Source organism: Xylanibacillus composti (assembly GCF_018403685.1).
Lineage (GTDB): Bacteria > Bacillota > Bacilli > Paenibacillales > K13 > Xylanibacillus > Xylanibacillus composti.
In genome coordinates, this window is the sequence record NZ_BOVK01000039.1 from 48,250 (window position 1) to 64,266 (window position 16,017).

At 45.7% G+C, this 16,017-nt stretch carries 12 protein-coding genes and 1 pseudogene; 7 read left to right on the forward strand and 6 right to left on the reverse strand.

Annotation, left to right across the window (positions count from 1 at the left end; genetic code table 11):
• Nucleotides 1–14 precede the first annotated feature (14 nt).
• The 5 genes from XYCOK13_RS14325 to XYCOK13_RS14345 all read left to right on the forward strand — a co-directional run bounded on the left by XYCOK13_RS14325 (nt 15) and on the right by XYCOK13_RS14345 (nt 9,040).
• Nucleotides 15–953, forward strand: a complete 939-nt coding sequence (locus XYCOK13_RS14325; RefSeq protein WP_213412850.1) for a magnesium chelatase ATPase subunit I — start codon at nt 15–17, stop codon at nt 951–953.
• Nucleotides 943–2,940 carry a VWA domain-containing protein gene (locus XYCOK13_RS14330; protein ID WP_213412851.1) on the forward strand — a complete coding sequence of 666 codons (1,998 nt, stop codon included), beginning with the start codon at nt 943–945 and terminating at the stop codon, nt 2,938–2,940. Before XYCOK13_RS14325 ends, XYCOK13_RS14330 begins: the two co-directional genes overlap by 11 nt.
• 39 nt (nt 2,941–2,979) lie before the next feature.
• The gene (locus XYCOK13_RS14335; protein ID WP_244865176.1) at nt 2,980–6,675 is read left to right on the forward strand and encodes a cobaltochelatase subunit CobN; all 3,696 of its coding nucleotides are present in this window, start codon (nt 2,980–2,982) and stop codon (nt 6,673–6,675) included.
• Between the two features lie 59 nt (nt 6,676–6,734).
• Nucleotides 6,735–7,628 carry a class I SAM-dependent methyltransferase gene (locus XYCOK13_RS14340; protein WP_213412853.1) on the forward strand — a complete coding sequence of 298 codons (894 nt, stop codon included), beginning with the start codon at nt 6,735–6,737 and terminating at the stop codon, nt 7,626–7,628.
• Between the two features lie 497 nt (nt 7,629–8,125).
• Nucleotides 8,126–9,040, forward strand: coding sequence for an NAD(P)/FAD-dependent oxidoreductase (locus tag XYCOK13_RS14345; protein WP_213412854.1), 915 nt, complete (start codon nt 8,126–8,128; stop codon nt 9,038–9,040).
• Between the two features lie 635 nt (nt 9,041–9,675).
• Here XYCOK13_RS14345 and XYCOK13_RS14350 read toward each other — a convergent pair.
• Together XYCOK13_RS14350 and XYCOK13_RS14355 are read right to left on the reverse strand one after the other, a co-directional pair.
• Nucleotides 9,676–9,888 carry a hypothetical protein gene (locus XYCOK13_RS14350; RefSeq protein WP_210095477.1) on the reverse strand — a complete coding sequence of 71 codons (213 nt, stop codon included), beginning with the start codon at nt 9,886–9,888 and terminating at the stop codon, nt 9,676–9,678.
• Nucleotides 9,889–9,918: 30 nt separating this feature from the next.
• On the reverse strand, nt 9,919–10,629 hold the full coding sequence (locus XYCOK13_RS14355) for a GAP family protein (RefSeq protein WP_210095478.1): 711 nt from the start codon (nt 10,627–10,629) through the stop codon (nt 9,919–9,921).
• Nucleotides 10,630–10,717: 88 nt separating this feature from the next.
• Between XYCOK13_RS14355 and XYCOK13_RS14360 the strand changes: the two genes are divergently transcribed.
• Entirely contained in the window at nt 10,718–11,311 is a 594-nt protein-coding gene (locus XYCOK13_RS14360; RefSeq protein WP_210095479.1) for a TetR/AcrR family transcriptional regulator, read from the forward strand.
• Between the two features lie 265 nt (nt 11,312–11,576).
• Here XYCOK13_RS14360 and XYCOK13_RS14365 read toward each other — a convergent pair whose 3' ends face one another.
• Entirely contained in the window at nt 11,577–12,524 is a 948-nt protein-coding gene (locus tag XYCOK13_RS14365) for a helix-turn-helix transcriptional regulator (protein WP_210095480.1), read from the reverse strand.
• A 110-nt stretch (nt 12,525–12,634) separates the two neighbouring features.
• Here XYCOK13_RS14365 and XYCOK13_RS14370 point away from each other — a divergent pair, with 110 nt between their 5' ends.
• A complete protein-coding gene (locus XYCOK13_RS14370) occupies nt 12,635–13,081 on the forward strand; it encodes a VOC family protein (protein WP_213412855.1) in 447 nt (148 codons plus the stop codon).
• Between the two features lie 92 nt (nt 13,082–13,173).
• On the opposite strand, the pseudogene XYCOK13_RS21940 reads toward XYCOK13_RS14370, so the two are convergent.
• The 3 genes and pseudogenes from XYCOK13_RS21940 to XYCOK13_RS14385 form a co-directional block, all read right to left on the reverse strand.
• Nucleotides 13,174–13,494, reverse strand: a pseudogene (locus XYCOK13_RS21940) (transposase); the annotation flags it as partial.
• A gap of 881 nt (nt 13,495–14,375) precedes the next feature.
• Nucleotides 14,376–14,777 (reverse strand): nuclear transport factor 2 family protein, encoded by a 402-nt coding sequence (locus XYCOK13_RS14380; RefSeq protein ID WP_213412856.1) that lies wholly within the window; start codon nt 14,775–14,777, stop codon nt 14,376–14,378.
• A gap of 102 nt (nt 14,778–14,879) precedes the next feature.
• On the reverse strand, nt 14,880–15,740 hold the full coding sequence (locus XYCOK13_RS14385) for an AraC family transcriptional regulator (protein WP_055109548.1): 861 nt from the start codon (nt 15,738–15,740) through the stop codon (nt 14,880–14,882).
• Nucleotides 15,741–16,017: the final 277 nt, after the last annotated feature.

Here is a 16,017-nt window from a genome sequence, read left to right on the forward strand (position 1 = left end):
AGGAGAGGATCAACATGGAGGGGAAAGCAGACGTATATCCGTTCGCGGCAATCGTCGGACAGGACTTGATGCGCAAAGGGCTGCTGCTTAATCTTGTCAATCGGAAGCTCGGCGGCATCTTGATCCGCGGGGAGAAAGGCACTGCCAAATCGACGGCCGTACGCGCGCTCGCGGACTTAATGCCGGAGCTTAGCGTCGTGAATTTGCCCGTACATGCTACGGAGGATCGCGTCGTCGGCACATTGGATATCGAGCATGCGATCCGGGAAGGAGAGAAAAAGTTCGAGCCGGGACTGTTAGCGAAGGCGCATGGACATATATTGTACGTGGATGAAATTAATTTGCTCGATGATGCGATCGTCGATGCGCTGCTCGACGCAGCAGCCATGGGAGTAAACACCGTTGAGCGAGAAGGCGTCTCTTACTCGCATCCGAGCCGCTTTATCTTGATCGGTACGATGAACCCGGAGGAAGGGGAGCTGCGGCCGCAGCTGCTGGATCGCTTCGCGCTTTCAGTAGAGGTGAATGGGGAACGAGATGTGGAAAGCCGAATGGAGGTCATTCGCCGGCGCCTAGCATTCGAAGCAGATCCAGCCGAGTTCCGCAGACGTTATGAGTCGCAACAACAAGAGCTGCGGGAACGGATAGAACGAGCGCGTCAGCTAATCGAGCAAATCAAACCGTCCGAGGAGTTACTGAAATGGACCGCCGCAGTCGGCATTCGGCTGAAGGTAGACGGTCATCGTTCGGATATCATGTTAATGAAAACCGCCATGGCGATGGCTGCATTCCAGGGAAGAACGCAGATTGTGGCAGACGATATGGTAGAAGCGGCGATGATGGTGATGCCGCATCGCATGCGCAAGCGGCCGTTCGAAGAGGGAGCATATGACCACGAGACGATACGCGAGCTGCTCGGCGACCTTCTGTCCGAGGTCACCCATGCAAGTTAAGCCTCACTTGTATCCGTTCTGTGCTGTAGTCGGTCAAGATCGTGCGCAAAAGGCGCTGCTGCTTCATGCGGTAAATCCGGGATTAAAGGGGGTGCTGCTGGCAGGCCCACCAGGAACGGCGAAGTCCACGCTCATCCATGGTGTTGCAGAGTTGCTGCCGGAACTTAACGTCATTAACATTCCTTTGAACGTTGATGAGGTGCGGCTTTGGGGCGACTGGGATATGGCAGCTGCTGTCCGCAGCGGCAAACGAACGTTTGTCCCCGGCTTGCTTGCAGCTGCAGACGGGCACATCGTCACGGTAGACAATGCGCATATCATGCCCGAAAGGTTAATGAAAGCGATCCTGACTGCTGGCGACAATGTAGCGGGCGAGCCCGCGCATGGGCATGTCCGCAAGAACTCTGAGCGAAGAAGTGGCCGTGACAGTGCAGCATTCCGCCTGTTCGCAGCTATGAGTCCGGACGATGGGAGGCCGCTGCCGGCGATGTTTGATCGCTGCGGGCTATATGTGCGGCTGGAAACCTCGACGGACCTTGCGGAGCGAACGGACATCGCAAGTCGCTTGCTCGCCTTCGAACAAGATCCGGAGTCGTTTCGCCTAGCTTATGAATCGGAAACGAAGGAATTGAGAGCACGTATCGCAGCGGCTAGGACTCGGCTGCCTGCTGTACATATTGATGGAGAGCTGCTACGTTTGGCTGCCGAAATCGCTGAGGAAGCTGGCTGTCTGGGACACCGCGCGGACATCCTGCTGATCGAAGCGGTCCGTACGATCACAGCTTGGGAGGGTCTTAGCGAGACGACACAGGAACATCTGCAAGAAGCGGCGGGCTTTGTGCTGCCGCACCGGATGCGTGCAGCATCTTACTCGGAAGAGTCGCGAGGGAAGTCGCCGGCAGACTTAGCGGATCAAGAGCCAACGAAGCATGATTCGAATGACGATCATCCATCACCAGGATCGCATCGCGATAAGGAAAGCCAAAGAGAAAGCCAAGCGGAAGGAGAGAATAATGCGACAAACGGCGAGCAAGTTGACCGGTCACAATTCGCTTCGCCTGCACAACTTGGGGGCGACCACAACGGCGAAGCCGATAGTAGACAATCTCTTTCCTTAGAGGCGCGGGCTGTAGTGGAAGCCGTTGGACGGGAAATCGCTGTGCAGCCATTCGTCTTTACCCCGCCGCAGCCAATGAAGCAAGCGCAAACTGGGAAACGAAATCAAGCGTCAGTAGGAACGGTAAACGGTCGATATGTGCGGGCTGCGATGCCGCGCGGCCCTCTAAGAGACATTGCGTTTGATGCCACGCTTCGTATGGCGGCTCCCTTTCAGCGGATACGTAAGCAACAATCAAGTTCATATAACACGAACTTAAAGCTATGGATTGAGCCGAGTGATGTGCGTGTGAAGGTTAGGGAAAACAAGACAGGAACTGCTTTGCTATTCGTCGTCGATGCCAGCGGTTCGATGAATGCAAATAAGAGAATGAAGGCTGTCAAAGGTGCGGTATTGTCTTTACTTCGTGATGCGTACCGGCAGCGTGACCATGTGGGCTTGATTGCCTTTCGCGATCAACAAGCTGAATTGCTGCTCGGGTTGACACGCAGTGTAGAGCTCGCGGAACGCAAATTGAGGACGCTGCCAGCTGGCGGGAAAACGCCGCTAGGTATTGGACTGGAAAAGGGACTCATTGCGATTCGCCCTTTGTTAAATAGAAGAAGTGGACTCATCCCCGCGATGATCGTCATGACCGATGGAAAGGCGAACGTCAGCGCAGAAGCGGCAGGTGATCCATGGCAGGAAAGCCTGCAAGCTGCACAACGCATCGCAGCGGCTGGCATACGCACACTTGTGATCGATACAGAGGATGGTGTAGTACGATTCGGCTATGCCCGCAAGCTGGCGGAAGCGATGCAAGCGCGGTATTACCGGTTAGAACAATTGGAGGCTGGGAGTATCGAACGAGCTGTACGGACGTTGATCTAAAAATAATGATTTATGGATTACGGAAAGGAGGATGGCGCGTTGCTATCCATACTCACAAACGGGGAAACGACGTTGTCGCATTTGTCTGAAGCATATCAATTGCTTGATCAAAATCAGAAAAAACAGCTGCATCTGACCATCATCGATTTAGGGAGTCGGAAGATCGACGAGCTTGAGGACGTGGAAGCCACGCTTGTTGGAGCTGACCTGGTCATCTTCGATGCACATGGCGTCCGCCAGGACGTTGTCGAATGGTTGAGTAGCCTGCTAAGCAAAGGGACGGCTCATATCGTTCCGCTTGGCGGCAACTCCGCTGAGATCGCTTCGCTACTCAGGCTAGGCAGTCTGACCTTTGCAAATTTGCCTAGACAAGAAGGGCATACACAGGCGGCAACGTCCTTGTCGCTAGAAGGAATGGATGAGGGTAAGGCGGATTATGAACACTACGTTCGATTTACCGAATATTGGCGGGGCGGAGGCACAGCGAATATGCTCGGACTGCTTTGTCTGGCAGGCCGTGAATACGGCGGCTGCCATCTGTTGCCGGAGCCTAAGGAGCCGGTATATGTTCGGGAGTTAACGATTATGGAGCCGAGCAGTCGCACGGTTTACTCGTCTGCAGCCAGCTACCGGCAAAGCAATCGCTACGACGAAGGTCGGCCGAATGTCGCGATTTTATATCTTGGGAATAGCAATCCGCTCGATACTGCGGAATGTATTGCGCAGCTTAAGGAACAATTGGAGGCTTTCGTGAACGTCATGCCGATCGCGTTTCCTTCAGTGATGAACATTCCACTCGACCGTCTGCGCGAGTTGCTACTTGGCGAAGGTCACCAAGTCGACCTTATCGTGAACCTGCTGCCTTTCCGACTTGGGATTGGTCCCGGCGGAGGAAATCAAGACGGGGCTGTGCAGATGCTGGAACAGCTCGATGTGCCGATGCTGCATCCGCTATTGTTGAACAGTAGAACGGAACAAGAATGGAGACAGTCTGCGAGTGAACTTGAGCCATCTTTGCTGCTCGTTCAGGTCATGCTGCCGGAGCTTGACGGGAGCGTGGAGATGTTTCCGATAGCGGCACTGCAGGAAGACGGAGAAGACGCCGAGCTAAACGTTCCGCTAAAGCGGCTTGCACTTATACCTGAACGGACGAAACGCTTGACAGATCGCATCCGCCGCTGGCTTGCTCTGCGGAGCAAGCCCAATGCAGAGAAGAAGCTGGCGCTCATTGGCTACAATTATCCGCCAGGCGAAGGAACGGTGTTCGGCGGTTCCTTCTTGGATACATTCGAATCGATAGCACGTTTATTGAGCTGGCTGAAGCAGCAAGGATATCATACCGAGGAACTGTCAGCGGCGGAGCTGCGTGCCAGATTTTTAGAGGGCGGTCTAGTCAATTCCGCAAAATGGTCTGATCCTCAAGCTTCGAGTCAGTTGATCCGTTATGCGGATCCCCATTTCACACAGAAGCTATCCAGACGTTCTTGGGGAGAAGAAGCGATAAGCCGCTGGGGTCAGCCGCCTGGTGACATCATGACGGACAACGGCTCCTTTCTCATACCCGGTCTAATGATCGGCCAAGTGTTTATCGGCCTGCAACCTTCACGCGGTATCCATGAGGATCCAGAGAAGTCACTGCACGATCGTTCGTTACTACCTACGCATCAATATACTGCGTTTTATCAATGGATTCGTGAACAGTTTCAAGCGGATGCCATCGTCCATATCGGGACACACGGCACCTTAGAGTTTCAGCGGGGGAAAGAGGCCGCTCTGTCTGGGGACTGTGTACCGGATGACTTACTCGGGGATTTGCCAAATTTGTACTACTATTACGTAGGGAATCCGTCCGAAGCGATGATCGCCAAGCGGCGCAGCCATGCCGTATTGATCGGCTATCAGGCGCCGGCTTTTACTGAAGCTGAGCTGTATGGCGAATGGCGTGAGCTTGAAGCCTTGCTGCACGAATATCGTGAAGCGAAGCAGCTCGCGCCGGAACGATGTGAGGCGATTCTACAAGAGCTGCAGGCGGTAGCGAAGTCGCTTGACTTCTCCGCGGAGACCGTAGAACACATGGAGGAGGAGCTCTATCGCATGCAGCGTTCGCTCATCCCTAGTGGACTGCATGTGCTTGGCGACAGCTATTCTCCTGAAGTCGCTTTGAACCATATGCAATTCGTGCTTCGCCACGAGCGGGGAAATATTCGCTCAATTCGCGGACTGCTCGCTGAACGTCAAGGCGTTCGGGCGGATGCGCTAACTTCGGGCAAGCATGTGAGCTTGCTGCGCCAGCTCGATGAGGAAGCGAATGCGTTAGTGACCGCTTATGTGTCAAACAAGGCAATCCCGGACATGTATAAGAGTGAACATCCAGATTGGCTTAAGCAGTTGGAAGCTTCGCTCGAGTACGGTTACGAAGCTTACCTAAGATCATTGCAAAATGAGGAAGCAGAAGGGCTGATGCGGGCGTTGGAAGGCCGGTACGTTCCAGCTAAGCTCGCTGGTGACGTGCTGCGAACACCTGAAATATTGCCGACCGGACGCAATCTGTACCAATTCGATCCCCGCTTAGTGCCCAGCCGTACAGCTGCTGAACGGGGGGCGATTGTCGCCGAAAACTCCATACAGCAATATCGCGAGCAGCACGGGGACTACCCGCACACGACGGCGGTCATCCTCTGGGGGATTGAGACGTCGCGCACACAAGGGGAAACCATCGGGCAAATCCTGCATTATATGGGGGTTCGCATTGGCGGGGGAGTCGGAACGTTCCGTACAGAATATGAAGTGATCCCGCTTGCGGAATTAGGCCGACCGCGCTTGAACGTCATGGTGCATATTACTGGGGTTTTTCGCGATTTGTTTCCGAATTTGCTGGAAGAATTACATGACCTATTCCGCAAGGTTTCGGAGCTGGATGAACCTGATGAGCTCAATTGGTTCAAGGCTCATACACGAAGCATGGAGGAGGAGCTGCTTGCTGCTGGATATGAGGCAAGTCAAGCGCATGACTTAGCTTGCGCCCGCATCTTCGGCCCGGCAGAAGGAGAGTATGGCACGACGGTGACGCGGATGATCGAGACGAAGCTATGGAACGAGGAGTCTGAGCTCGGAGCGGCATACACGGACAGCCAGCAGCATGTATACAGCGCACTAGCGCGAGGACAGGCGGAGCCGGAATTGTACCGGTCACATATGCTGGAGGTGGATATTGTGTCGCAAATTCGCAGCAGTCATGAATGGGAAGTAACGGATTCTGACCACTATTATGAGTATTTTGGCGGCTTGGCAAAGTCTGTGGAAGTGATGAAAGGTCGTAAAGCAGACATTCATATTACGGATACGACAGGGGAGCAAATCAAGACAGAATCTGCCGAACATGCGATTGCACGCGGAGTAAGGACTCGCTTAACGAACCCGAAATGGATCAACGATCTCTTGAAGCATCCTTATCATGGCGCAAAGGAAATGGCCAGCCGATTCGAGTATGTACTGGGACTTGCAGCCACGACTGGAAAAGTAGAACCTTGGGTATTCGATCGTCTGCATGACGTCTATATGGCTGATGAAGCACTTAGCCGGAAGCTGCAGGACAACAACCGTTGGGCTTACCATGCGATGATCGAAACATTGCTGGAAAGCGAGCAGCGAGGATACTGGACACCGAATGAACAAGTTCTGCATCAGCTGCGGCAGAAATACCTAGAGCTTGAAGGAGAGTTGGAAGGGGAATGAGAACAGCTTGAGGCATAAGCTGAAATCCATTTAAATTAAGAAATGAGGTGTTTACCTAGATGATCGAAATCTTACGCAACGAAGCTGCTTGGGAACAAGCTTGGAAGGACGATCAAACGACAGGTGTAAACTTAATGAAGGCAGCAGGGATTGAGCCCAGATTCACTTTTGGTACCATAGCGGCCAAAAACTACAACGAGCAATCATTCAACGATGAAGGAAGAAGACGGTCAGCACGTATTATCGGCTGGTTGGAAAATCAAGGCGTAAATTTTAATGGCGCCTCTGTCCTCGACATCGGAGCGGCCTCTGGAATATTTTCTATTCCCTTTGCGCAAAGAGGAGCAGATGTGACCGCCGTTGAGCCGTCGCTTCCGTTCACAGAACTATTGGAGCACAACAATCAAAAATGGGCCGACGGTAAGGTAAAGATCGTGCGCGCAGCCTTTGAAGATATGGATACGAAGACATTAGGCTGGAACCAAGCTTTTGATTTTGTCTTTGTGTCAATGTGCCCAGCGATCACAGACTGGGAGATGGTGGAGAAAGTGATCAGCTGCGCTCGAAAATTTTGTTATATCAGCTTGGCAGCAGGTCCTAAAGAACACAGCCTCACCCTTGAAATATTACCGCTGTTAAACCATTCATACAACAAGCATCAAAACTCCGAGATGATGTATTTGCTGCAGCTGCTTTATCTAAAAGGGTACGCCTTTCATTCACTCGTCACAAAAGAAATGAAAGCCAGGGTTGTGTCTCGTGCGGAAGCCATTCAAGAGGTTTTACATTGGCTTAACTTTTACAATTATCCAGTAGATGAGAATACGCAGGCCATCATTGAAGATTATCTGGATCAAACTTATCCTGGAAAAACGATCCCAATCAAACAAGGAGGGCGCTTCGGCAAAGTGCTCATTCAGTTAGAAGAGCAAAGCATGTTTAATTATTCATGAGGATGAATCAACCAAAGCGCCTACATCAGATGAGTTCCCGCATAAGGGACGCGTTGTACGAAACAATGGCGGTTCCGGAAGAGCGGGAATTTTTGATCCAGATGGGCATGATATTCAGGCGGATGAAGAAAGAGGCGTGTACTTTGATTGTGTTTGCCTTTGAAAAACAACACTTATCATATTAAATGGAATGGTCATTGCGCTTGTTGGCATTTTAAGTGGTTTAGTCGCTTCTTATGAATTGGGTACACCACCCGGCGCTTCAATCACATTAATTTTAATGTTGATTTTTTCAGTCATAACACTTGCAAAGTACATGTTAGATTACTTGAAATTGGATAGACTATTTAATAAAAGTTAAGTCTAGAATGAAATATGCAGAAAATGACAAATCGAGTTTACGCCGTAGATTTGCCATTTTGAAAATAAGCCCATGCATCATACTGAGTAATCACTTCACCTATGGAAAGTTAAACTAAAGTGGAAGGGAGTTAATCATGAAGGAAGTTGATGTTGTTATTATTGGAGGAGGTCCTGCAGGTTTAAGTGCTGGACTTGTGCTAGGACGTGCTAGAAAGAAGACATTGATTATTGATGAGGGCCAACCGCGTAATGCAGTGACTAGAGAGGCTCATGGCTTTTTAACACGTGATGGCATTAGCCCACATGACTTTCGAAATATTGCAAAAGAGCAGCTTCGCACTTATCCATCGGTTTCACATCTGGAAGATATCGTCAAGTTGATAGAAGGGGAAGATGGACAATTTTTGTTGGAAACTGTTTCGGGGGTGAAGATAGCCACTAGAAAACTGCTGTTTGCTATCGGAATGAAGGATCGTGATCTTGGTATACCAGGGTTGGCGGAGGTCTATGGTAAGAGTGCGTTTGTATGCCCGTATTGTGATGGCTGGGAACTAAGGGATCAGCAATTAGTTGTCATAAACAGAGGAGCGACATTAATGCATTTTGTCCCATTGTTTTCTGGGTGGTCGAAGCAGTTAGTAGTTTGTACAAATGGTCTCGATGAATTGAGTGAAGCGGAACGTGAAGAATTGCGCGCACATAATATCCCGGTATTTAATGCACCAATACATTCAATCCAATCAAATCAAGGCATGGTAAGCCATATCAAGCTTGAGGATGGGACGGAAATTTCGTGCACAGGGATTTTCTTCAAGCCGGAATTGGAACTTGGATCGGATTTGCCAGTTGCCCTTGGTTGCCGGATGTTGGATACTGGAATCATTGAAGTCGATGAGTTTGGAAAAACTAGTGTACCTGGTGTTTATGCAGCAGGGGATGCAACTACACACTTACACCAATCTATTGTTGCAGCTGCTTCAGGTGCTGTATCCGCAGCTGCAATAAACGGGGAATTAAATCAAGAAGAATGGCGGAAGAGCAACGTTTGATTCAAATATTTTTATAAGGAGCCATTCCTGTATGCTGGGTCTTGGAATGTGTACTGGGGCCGGTACGCCAGTCCCAGCTTCAGATGGCAGCATAAAACCAGATTCGAACTTCATTCATTTGCCAACGAAAAAGTAGGTTTTATACAACGACAACGGAAGCACGGAGCAGCCGCAAGGAATTATTCCATAAGGGCAACGACCCAGTCAAGGAGCAAGAAGCGGCGTCCACCCCTTGAGAGGCAGGACGAAGCAATGTGAGGGCTAAGACCCAGTGTGACATGGGAGGGTAAGCCTTCAAGGGAATGGTGTGGATATCCAAGGTGCGGACATACCATCGTTATCCATAGATTGGAAATTGAGTTCCAAGCTTTATTCCCGCAACCGGCTCGGCCAGAAAAACATGTCATACCAACATAATATCGCCATCTCTCAAAAAAGTCGAAGTTGAAAACCTAAGAAATCGTGAGCAAATGAAAGAAAACATTAATTTATAGTGGGAGGACATTAAACTGTTAGAGGGGGTTCCCATAATAATTCAATGATAGCTAACCGGTTAGGTTTCGCTAATGCCTTAAGGGATGTTACATCCATGTTGTGGTGATTCAATAACTATGAGGTCTTGAAGAGATAATAGGCTAGTCATCTTTACCTTTTATTTTTAGAGAACCCACACCAATAATTGCTCCCAATATCACTAAAATTATACTGGCAATAATTTCATATCCTTGCAATGCCTCGATGTAATTGACGAGAAACCAACTCGGTCCCCCGCCTGCCAATCGGTTAATGATACCTCCAACTCCTTGAATCAATAGAAGCAGACTTGCACCGCTTGCAATCTCTTTCATAACGCTACATCTCCTTTTTAATAAAGAATATCAAGTTAGAATTCCCCTGATTCCAATATTGAACAAAATCGCTCCAATAACTGCTGCTCCGACTAATACAGAAGACAACGGAGCTTTTACTATTTTTGTTCGCAGTTGTTCAAGCTTATTCATTATCCAATTTTTATATAGTATAAACACGATCAAGAGTAAAATTGAAGGAAGCACCATAATCACGTTATAGCCAATTAAAATGATTATGGACAAACCCGTGTTAAACGCTAAACCATCCATTAATAATATCGAGTAAAAATACGGTAAAGCTGTGGTAAACTCAATCGCAAATACAATAATTCCGAGTATGATCATCGCTCTTATAGACACTTGCGCAGGTAACCATTCCAAAAATCGGGATTCCATTTTTTTCTTAGGCTTATAAAAGCTGATCAGTACAAGGATGGCGCCAAGTATCGTATAAAACCAGCTTGAAATTTGACTGCGGGACATGCTTTCTATAAAACCAATTATCTGCCCAACTCCCAGGTAAACCAAGATACCCATCATAAAATAGCAAAATTGTGTGGATATTAAAAAAAACATCAAACGCGATGCCAATTTTCCTCTTTGTATTAGAAGGATATAAGCTGTGATGGCCAATACCCCGGGGCTTAAAATGTCAATGAAAGCACAGAGCACAATAATGAGGAGTGCTGTTGTGAAATCTATGTTGGTAGGAATTAATGATTCAATGATTTCAAGCACCTCAACATCCTCCTTATTTATTTATTTCGCACACTGTGATAAAATGATAATAACACAGTGTGCGAAATAAAAGCAAGAGGTGATTTAAGTGCCAAAAATCGTTGATCATGATCATAAAAGGAAGATCATTGCTGAAACGGCTTGGAAAATTATCGAAACGGAAGGCATTGAACGAGCATCTATTCGCAGAATCGCATCTGAGGCTGGAATGTCTACCGGAGCACTAAGACATTATTTCTCAAACCAAGATGAATTACTCTTATTTATCATGGAATATTTTCTTGCTCGCGGTAGAGAACGATCGGAAAATATATCCTGGTCAACAAACCCTCTTAATGCGGTACGCGAAACGTTGTTAGAATTAGTTCCGGTGAATCAGGATAAACAAACTGAAACGGGCGTTTGGTTAGTTTTCGCCATCCGCTCACTTACTAGTGCGGCTTTGAACGCAAAAAAAGATGAACTCACTGAAGGAGAATATATTTTAATGGAAGCACTGCTTGAAATATTAATAAAAGCAGGCTATATAAACAAAACTATAAATATTGAAATTGAAACGTTAAGACTTGCCGTCATCATTGAAGGCTTATCCATTCATGCTCTTTTAAGACCGGATATATTCACAATTGAAAAAACGGAACAAATTATTACACACCACTTAAATGAACTTTGCAATAAATAATATTGCTCTCATTTATTAAAACATGAATTAAATATAAGAGGTGTGCCACTTTTTCAGTAAGCACACCATCTTGACCATTCTGAACTTTCTTTTTTACTTTAACATATTGTTGAATTCTTCTTCATCAATTAAATTCAAATTCTCATAGCGCTCAACAAAAAACGGCATCTCTGCTGTTTCGTTAGTTGTATGTATGGTGGAACCAAGTGGGATCGAACTCCTGACCTCTACACTGCCAGCGAAGCCTCTCCTACTATAATCGGTTTCACTGTCCCAAAACAAATTTGTAATGACTTAACAGTTTCTCTATTCGTTCCTTGATCAGTTCACGTAAAGATTCAGGTTTCACAGATATAACTTGATTACCAAATTTCATGAAAAAATCGGCGATGAACGCTTCTTCTCCTGGATTATAAAACCCCCTGATAACGGTTCTATTACCGCTGTCAATTTTCATAGAAGGGTAATGTTCTTTATAAAAAATATCTTGTGCATCTTCTTCAATTTCTACCTCAAAGTCAATACTGAACTCGGAACGATAAAGTTCTAGCGAACGATTCAGTAGATCATCAATCGTAAAAGGAGATTTCGTACTTTCTTCCACCATATCAGTAACTCGATCACATCGGAATACTCTATATTGATTCGTTGTAAGATCAATCCCCGACGCATACCATTGACCAAACTTGGCGGAAATTTTGAAAAATTGAACAAGGTAACATTTTTCCTCGTTGTTTATGGAATATTGAATCGTGCAATTGCTCTCGTTTAGAATGCTTTGCAAGATTTTATCCAAAAATCGACTTTCATGATGATGCTGGTTCATTTCAAATTGCAGCACCCTCTTCATGATTTCAATTTGTTCGATTTGCTTTGGAGAAAGACAACTTTCAAACTTTTCATTGAGTTGATCGACGCTTAAATGAAATGGTGTAGATTCATAAGATTTTAGTGTCAACATAGCAAAGTATAACGCATACAATTCATCCATCGTAAACATGATTGGGGATAGCAGGCGATTTTTTAGGATTCTGTAACGTCCATATCTACCATATTCCACAAAAATCGGCATTCCCAATTGCTCTAAAGATTTAATATCCCGTAGTGCTGTACTTTTTGAAATCTGATATTTCTCCATAAGATCATGCAAATGAAAGAAGTCTCTGCCATTAAGGTATCGGATCATGTCATTTAATCGTTCTGATTTATTCATTATTGATAAACCTCTTTTAAGGTGTCATATTTTGATACCTTAAAATGTTACAATCAAATCAGTTATATATCAAGTTGTTAGTACAAATTAACGAAAAGGAGATCATGACTATGAGTACAACACTGGAAGCAGCAATATTCTTATCCATGAACGGAAGAGCGAAAGAAGCTATCGAATTTTATAAGCGCCATTTTCATGCCCAAGAATTGCTACTAGTAACCTACGAAGACATGGAAAAACGTGACAGTTCATTTCAACTTACTGATGAAAATAAGCATTGGATTACTCACTCTGTTTTAACCATCGGTAAAACAAAGATAATGATCGCGGAAGACACAATGGACATCAGTGAAATGTATACGGTTGGAAATAATACGTCCATTTGTATTCAGAGTGCTGATTTAAAAGAAATTGAGAAGTTTTACAAGAGCTTGACCATGGATGAACGTGTAAGGATAATTGTCCCTTTATCCAGCAATATATTTAGCAAAGCATATGGGATCATTGAAGACCCTTTCGGTATTCAAATTCAACTGATGTATGACAATCGATTGTAATAAAGTGGTTCGTAGAGCCGGGATCGAACCCTCAAGGTTCGCCCCTTCAAGCGATCCGCCAAACACAAAAAAGCACGCCATTACTTGGCGTGTCAGATTGAAGACAAACTCCCGAACGACATGCATCGCATCGGGAGTTTGTCGTTGAATGAAATAAATGTGGAGCTAAACCTCGGGTTATTATCGAAAGGTCGACCTGACTTCCATAGCCAGGTCGCCAGTTTTTTCAGATTCATGGCTACAAACGTAAGCATCGCCTGCATGGTAACCTTCTCCAAGCCTCTCAAGGTCGTCCATCGCATGCCATGCTTTTCTTTCATGTCTGCAAACACACGCTCAATCGTTTCTTTTCGCTGTGCATAAATTTCTCGACTGCCTTCCGTGTGGCGCAAATGATCCACTTCCTCCAAATAGTGCACCTAGATGTGGCGGCGGCTGACCCGCTTGGTACAATCTCTGCTTTCCAATCAGAAAAAAATTGAGCAGGACATTATTCCGTTGATAGCGCCTTTTTTCGCTGAACTAGGCAACTTGTTTTCACAGCACTGTCCGGAACAAATCACGACCGTCGTCGATTTCTTGGGTAAATGCGCGGACACGTTTCAACGCGAATCGAAAAGATTCAGAGAGAACACAAATAAGGCTTGAATACGGTAGGAGTCTTCAGAAATGGAGCAATCTGCGTGTTTAGGGATGAAAAGGTATCGCCATAAAACGAAATATACTTCATTCCACCTGCCCATCCTTCGCTGCTTCTTTATTTTTTCATCGAATGAATCATACTCTTTTTCATAAAACACACCGTCATTAATGACATTGATTTCTAACAATTGACCCTGAGTAGTCAGTTTTTTACAGCAAGAATGGCAAAAACCAAAGTTGAAGAAAAGTCAATCATCTATAGGAGCTCACGGACGCATACTAGAACCCTTTTCTCCAACGAAAAAAGTCACGTTTTTCACTAACGAGAAAATTGATCCACCCTCAATTAATAGAAAAGCAACTCCATACAATGAACTATTGGATCATTTTGTTGAATAGAATTTTATGTAAACCAATCAAAAATGGAACAGTAGGCAAGCCCTATTTTTTGTTCTTATTATTGATAATAAACAAAGCAAAGACAGCCGCAAAACAACTAAATACACTTATCCATAAAACAGGTTCCATAATGATCCACTCTTGTTAATATATTTTATATCGCACTCCATGTAACTTGTTATTGCACAATCGCTCCTTTATAGAAAAGCGATAGAGTCCCAAATAAAGACTTCTAGTACGAACTTATTAACAATCAAGATGTTTTAATAACATATGAGGTGATTGCTTTAATTTTTGAATTTTTACCAAACCCTCGAAAGTTATATACATCGCAAAAAGCAACTCTGTGCTTATCGTGTAGTATTAAAGTTCCATTTAGAGATCCTGTGTTGCCATGTGTGATAATGTTCTGTATACGAAATTGTTGAACTTTACAATTTTTCATTTGATGTAACGCTTTCTCAAAATCATCTTTTCCCCGAATTAATTTATCACCAACAATTTCCCAAACCACATCATCTGTCATCCAATCCATACAGAAGCTTATTTCATTTTTGACAAAAGCGATACTAAGATCTCTAAGCAACTCTTTTTTAGGTGAGTTTCCACAATTTTCGGCGCATTCTACCGTTAAGTTCTCAGAATGAGTATTCATCGTTACCTCCTTTTTTCAAATGACCCCGACAGATGACCGGGGTCATTGTCGCGCATCTATTGGAATATTCGTTGTGAAATCAATGATAATGGTCTATTTTGTCTATTTAACCGGAACCCAAATTTCGGTTTTGGCTACGGGGCTCGTTGGGTCAGGGCTTTTATATACTTCCAAAGACGGTGCGTCACCATGTTCATATGAATTAGACGGAAACCACTCTGAATATATTTTTTTCCATGTCTTCGGTACCACATCGGCTACGGGCCCCACGGCTTCAAATATCGCCCATTTTTCGGCAGATATTTGATAACTAGATAATCCATCAGGTATGTTTCCTTTGTATTCAGTGCCCACCCAATACTCAATCTCATTGTCCTCTTTGCTGTAATCTACTGATGCTCCAATCAAACCTGATATTTGGCCGTTATTCAAACCTAGTAATCGGTTAATGGTACCATTTTTTCCGACCTTGGTCCAAAAATGACCGATATCCAGAGACAGACCGAGATCTCCGTCACAATTAAACCGTTCTTTCACTCCCACAATTTGGAATCCTTTGCGTTCTACCAATTGATAATTCATAGGTTCAGCTCCTTTTAGATTCACCTGGATGGTCAAGCGATTATAAGATTGCAGCTTCCCCAATCCTTTTCGTGCTTCACTCGGTGTCACACCATGCTGTTTGCGAAAAGCCTTTGCGAAAGCTTCAGGAGTATCGTAGCCATATTTATAGGCAAGGTCGATAATCTTGCAATCGCTGCTGGCTAATTCCTGAGCAGCCAATGTCATTCTCCGCCTTCGCACATATTCTTTGACCGAAACATCAGTCAAGATTATAAAAAGCCGTTGAAAATGAAAGGCGGAGACATGTGCCTGCTTCGCAATGTCTTCTATTGTGATGGGTTCCAACAGATGCGCTTCCATATAGTCAATTGCCTTCTGCAGCGATTCTACCCATGCCATATGACTCCCTCCTTGATTAAAAGTTAACGTAAAGTCATCTGAGTATCCTGTCATCTTATGCGCAGTAGGGACAGATTCTCAACGAATACGTCCATACGTTACATCGAATCATCGTGTCTGCCGCCGATCTTAAACAATCCAATAAGTATGCTTTCATAGTCCCACTTTTTATGTATTCTTGTAGTAAGATTATAGCATAGGTAAAGATGATTCATACAAATGGTGCGAATGGGGGAGGGGTACATCTGGCACCGACCGATCAAGTCCAAATTTATGT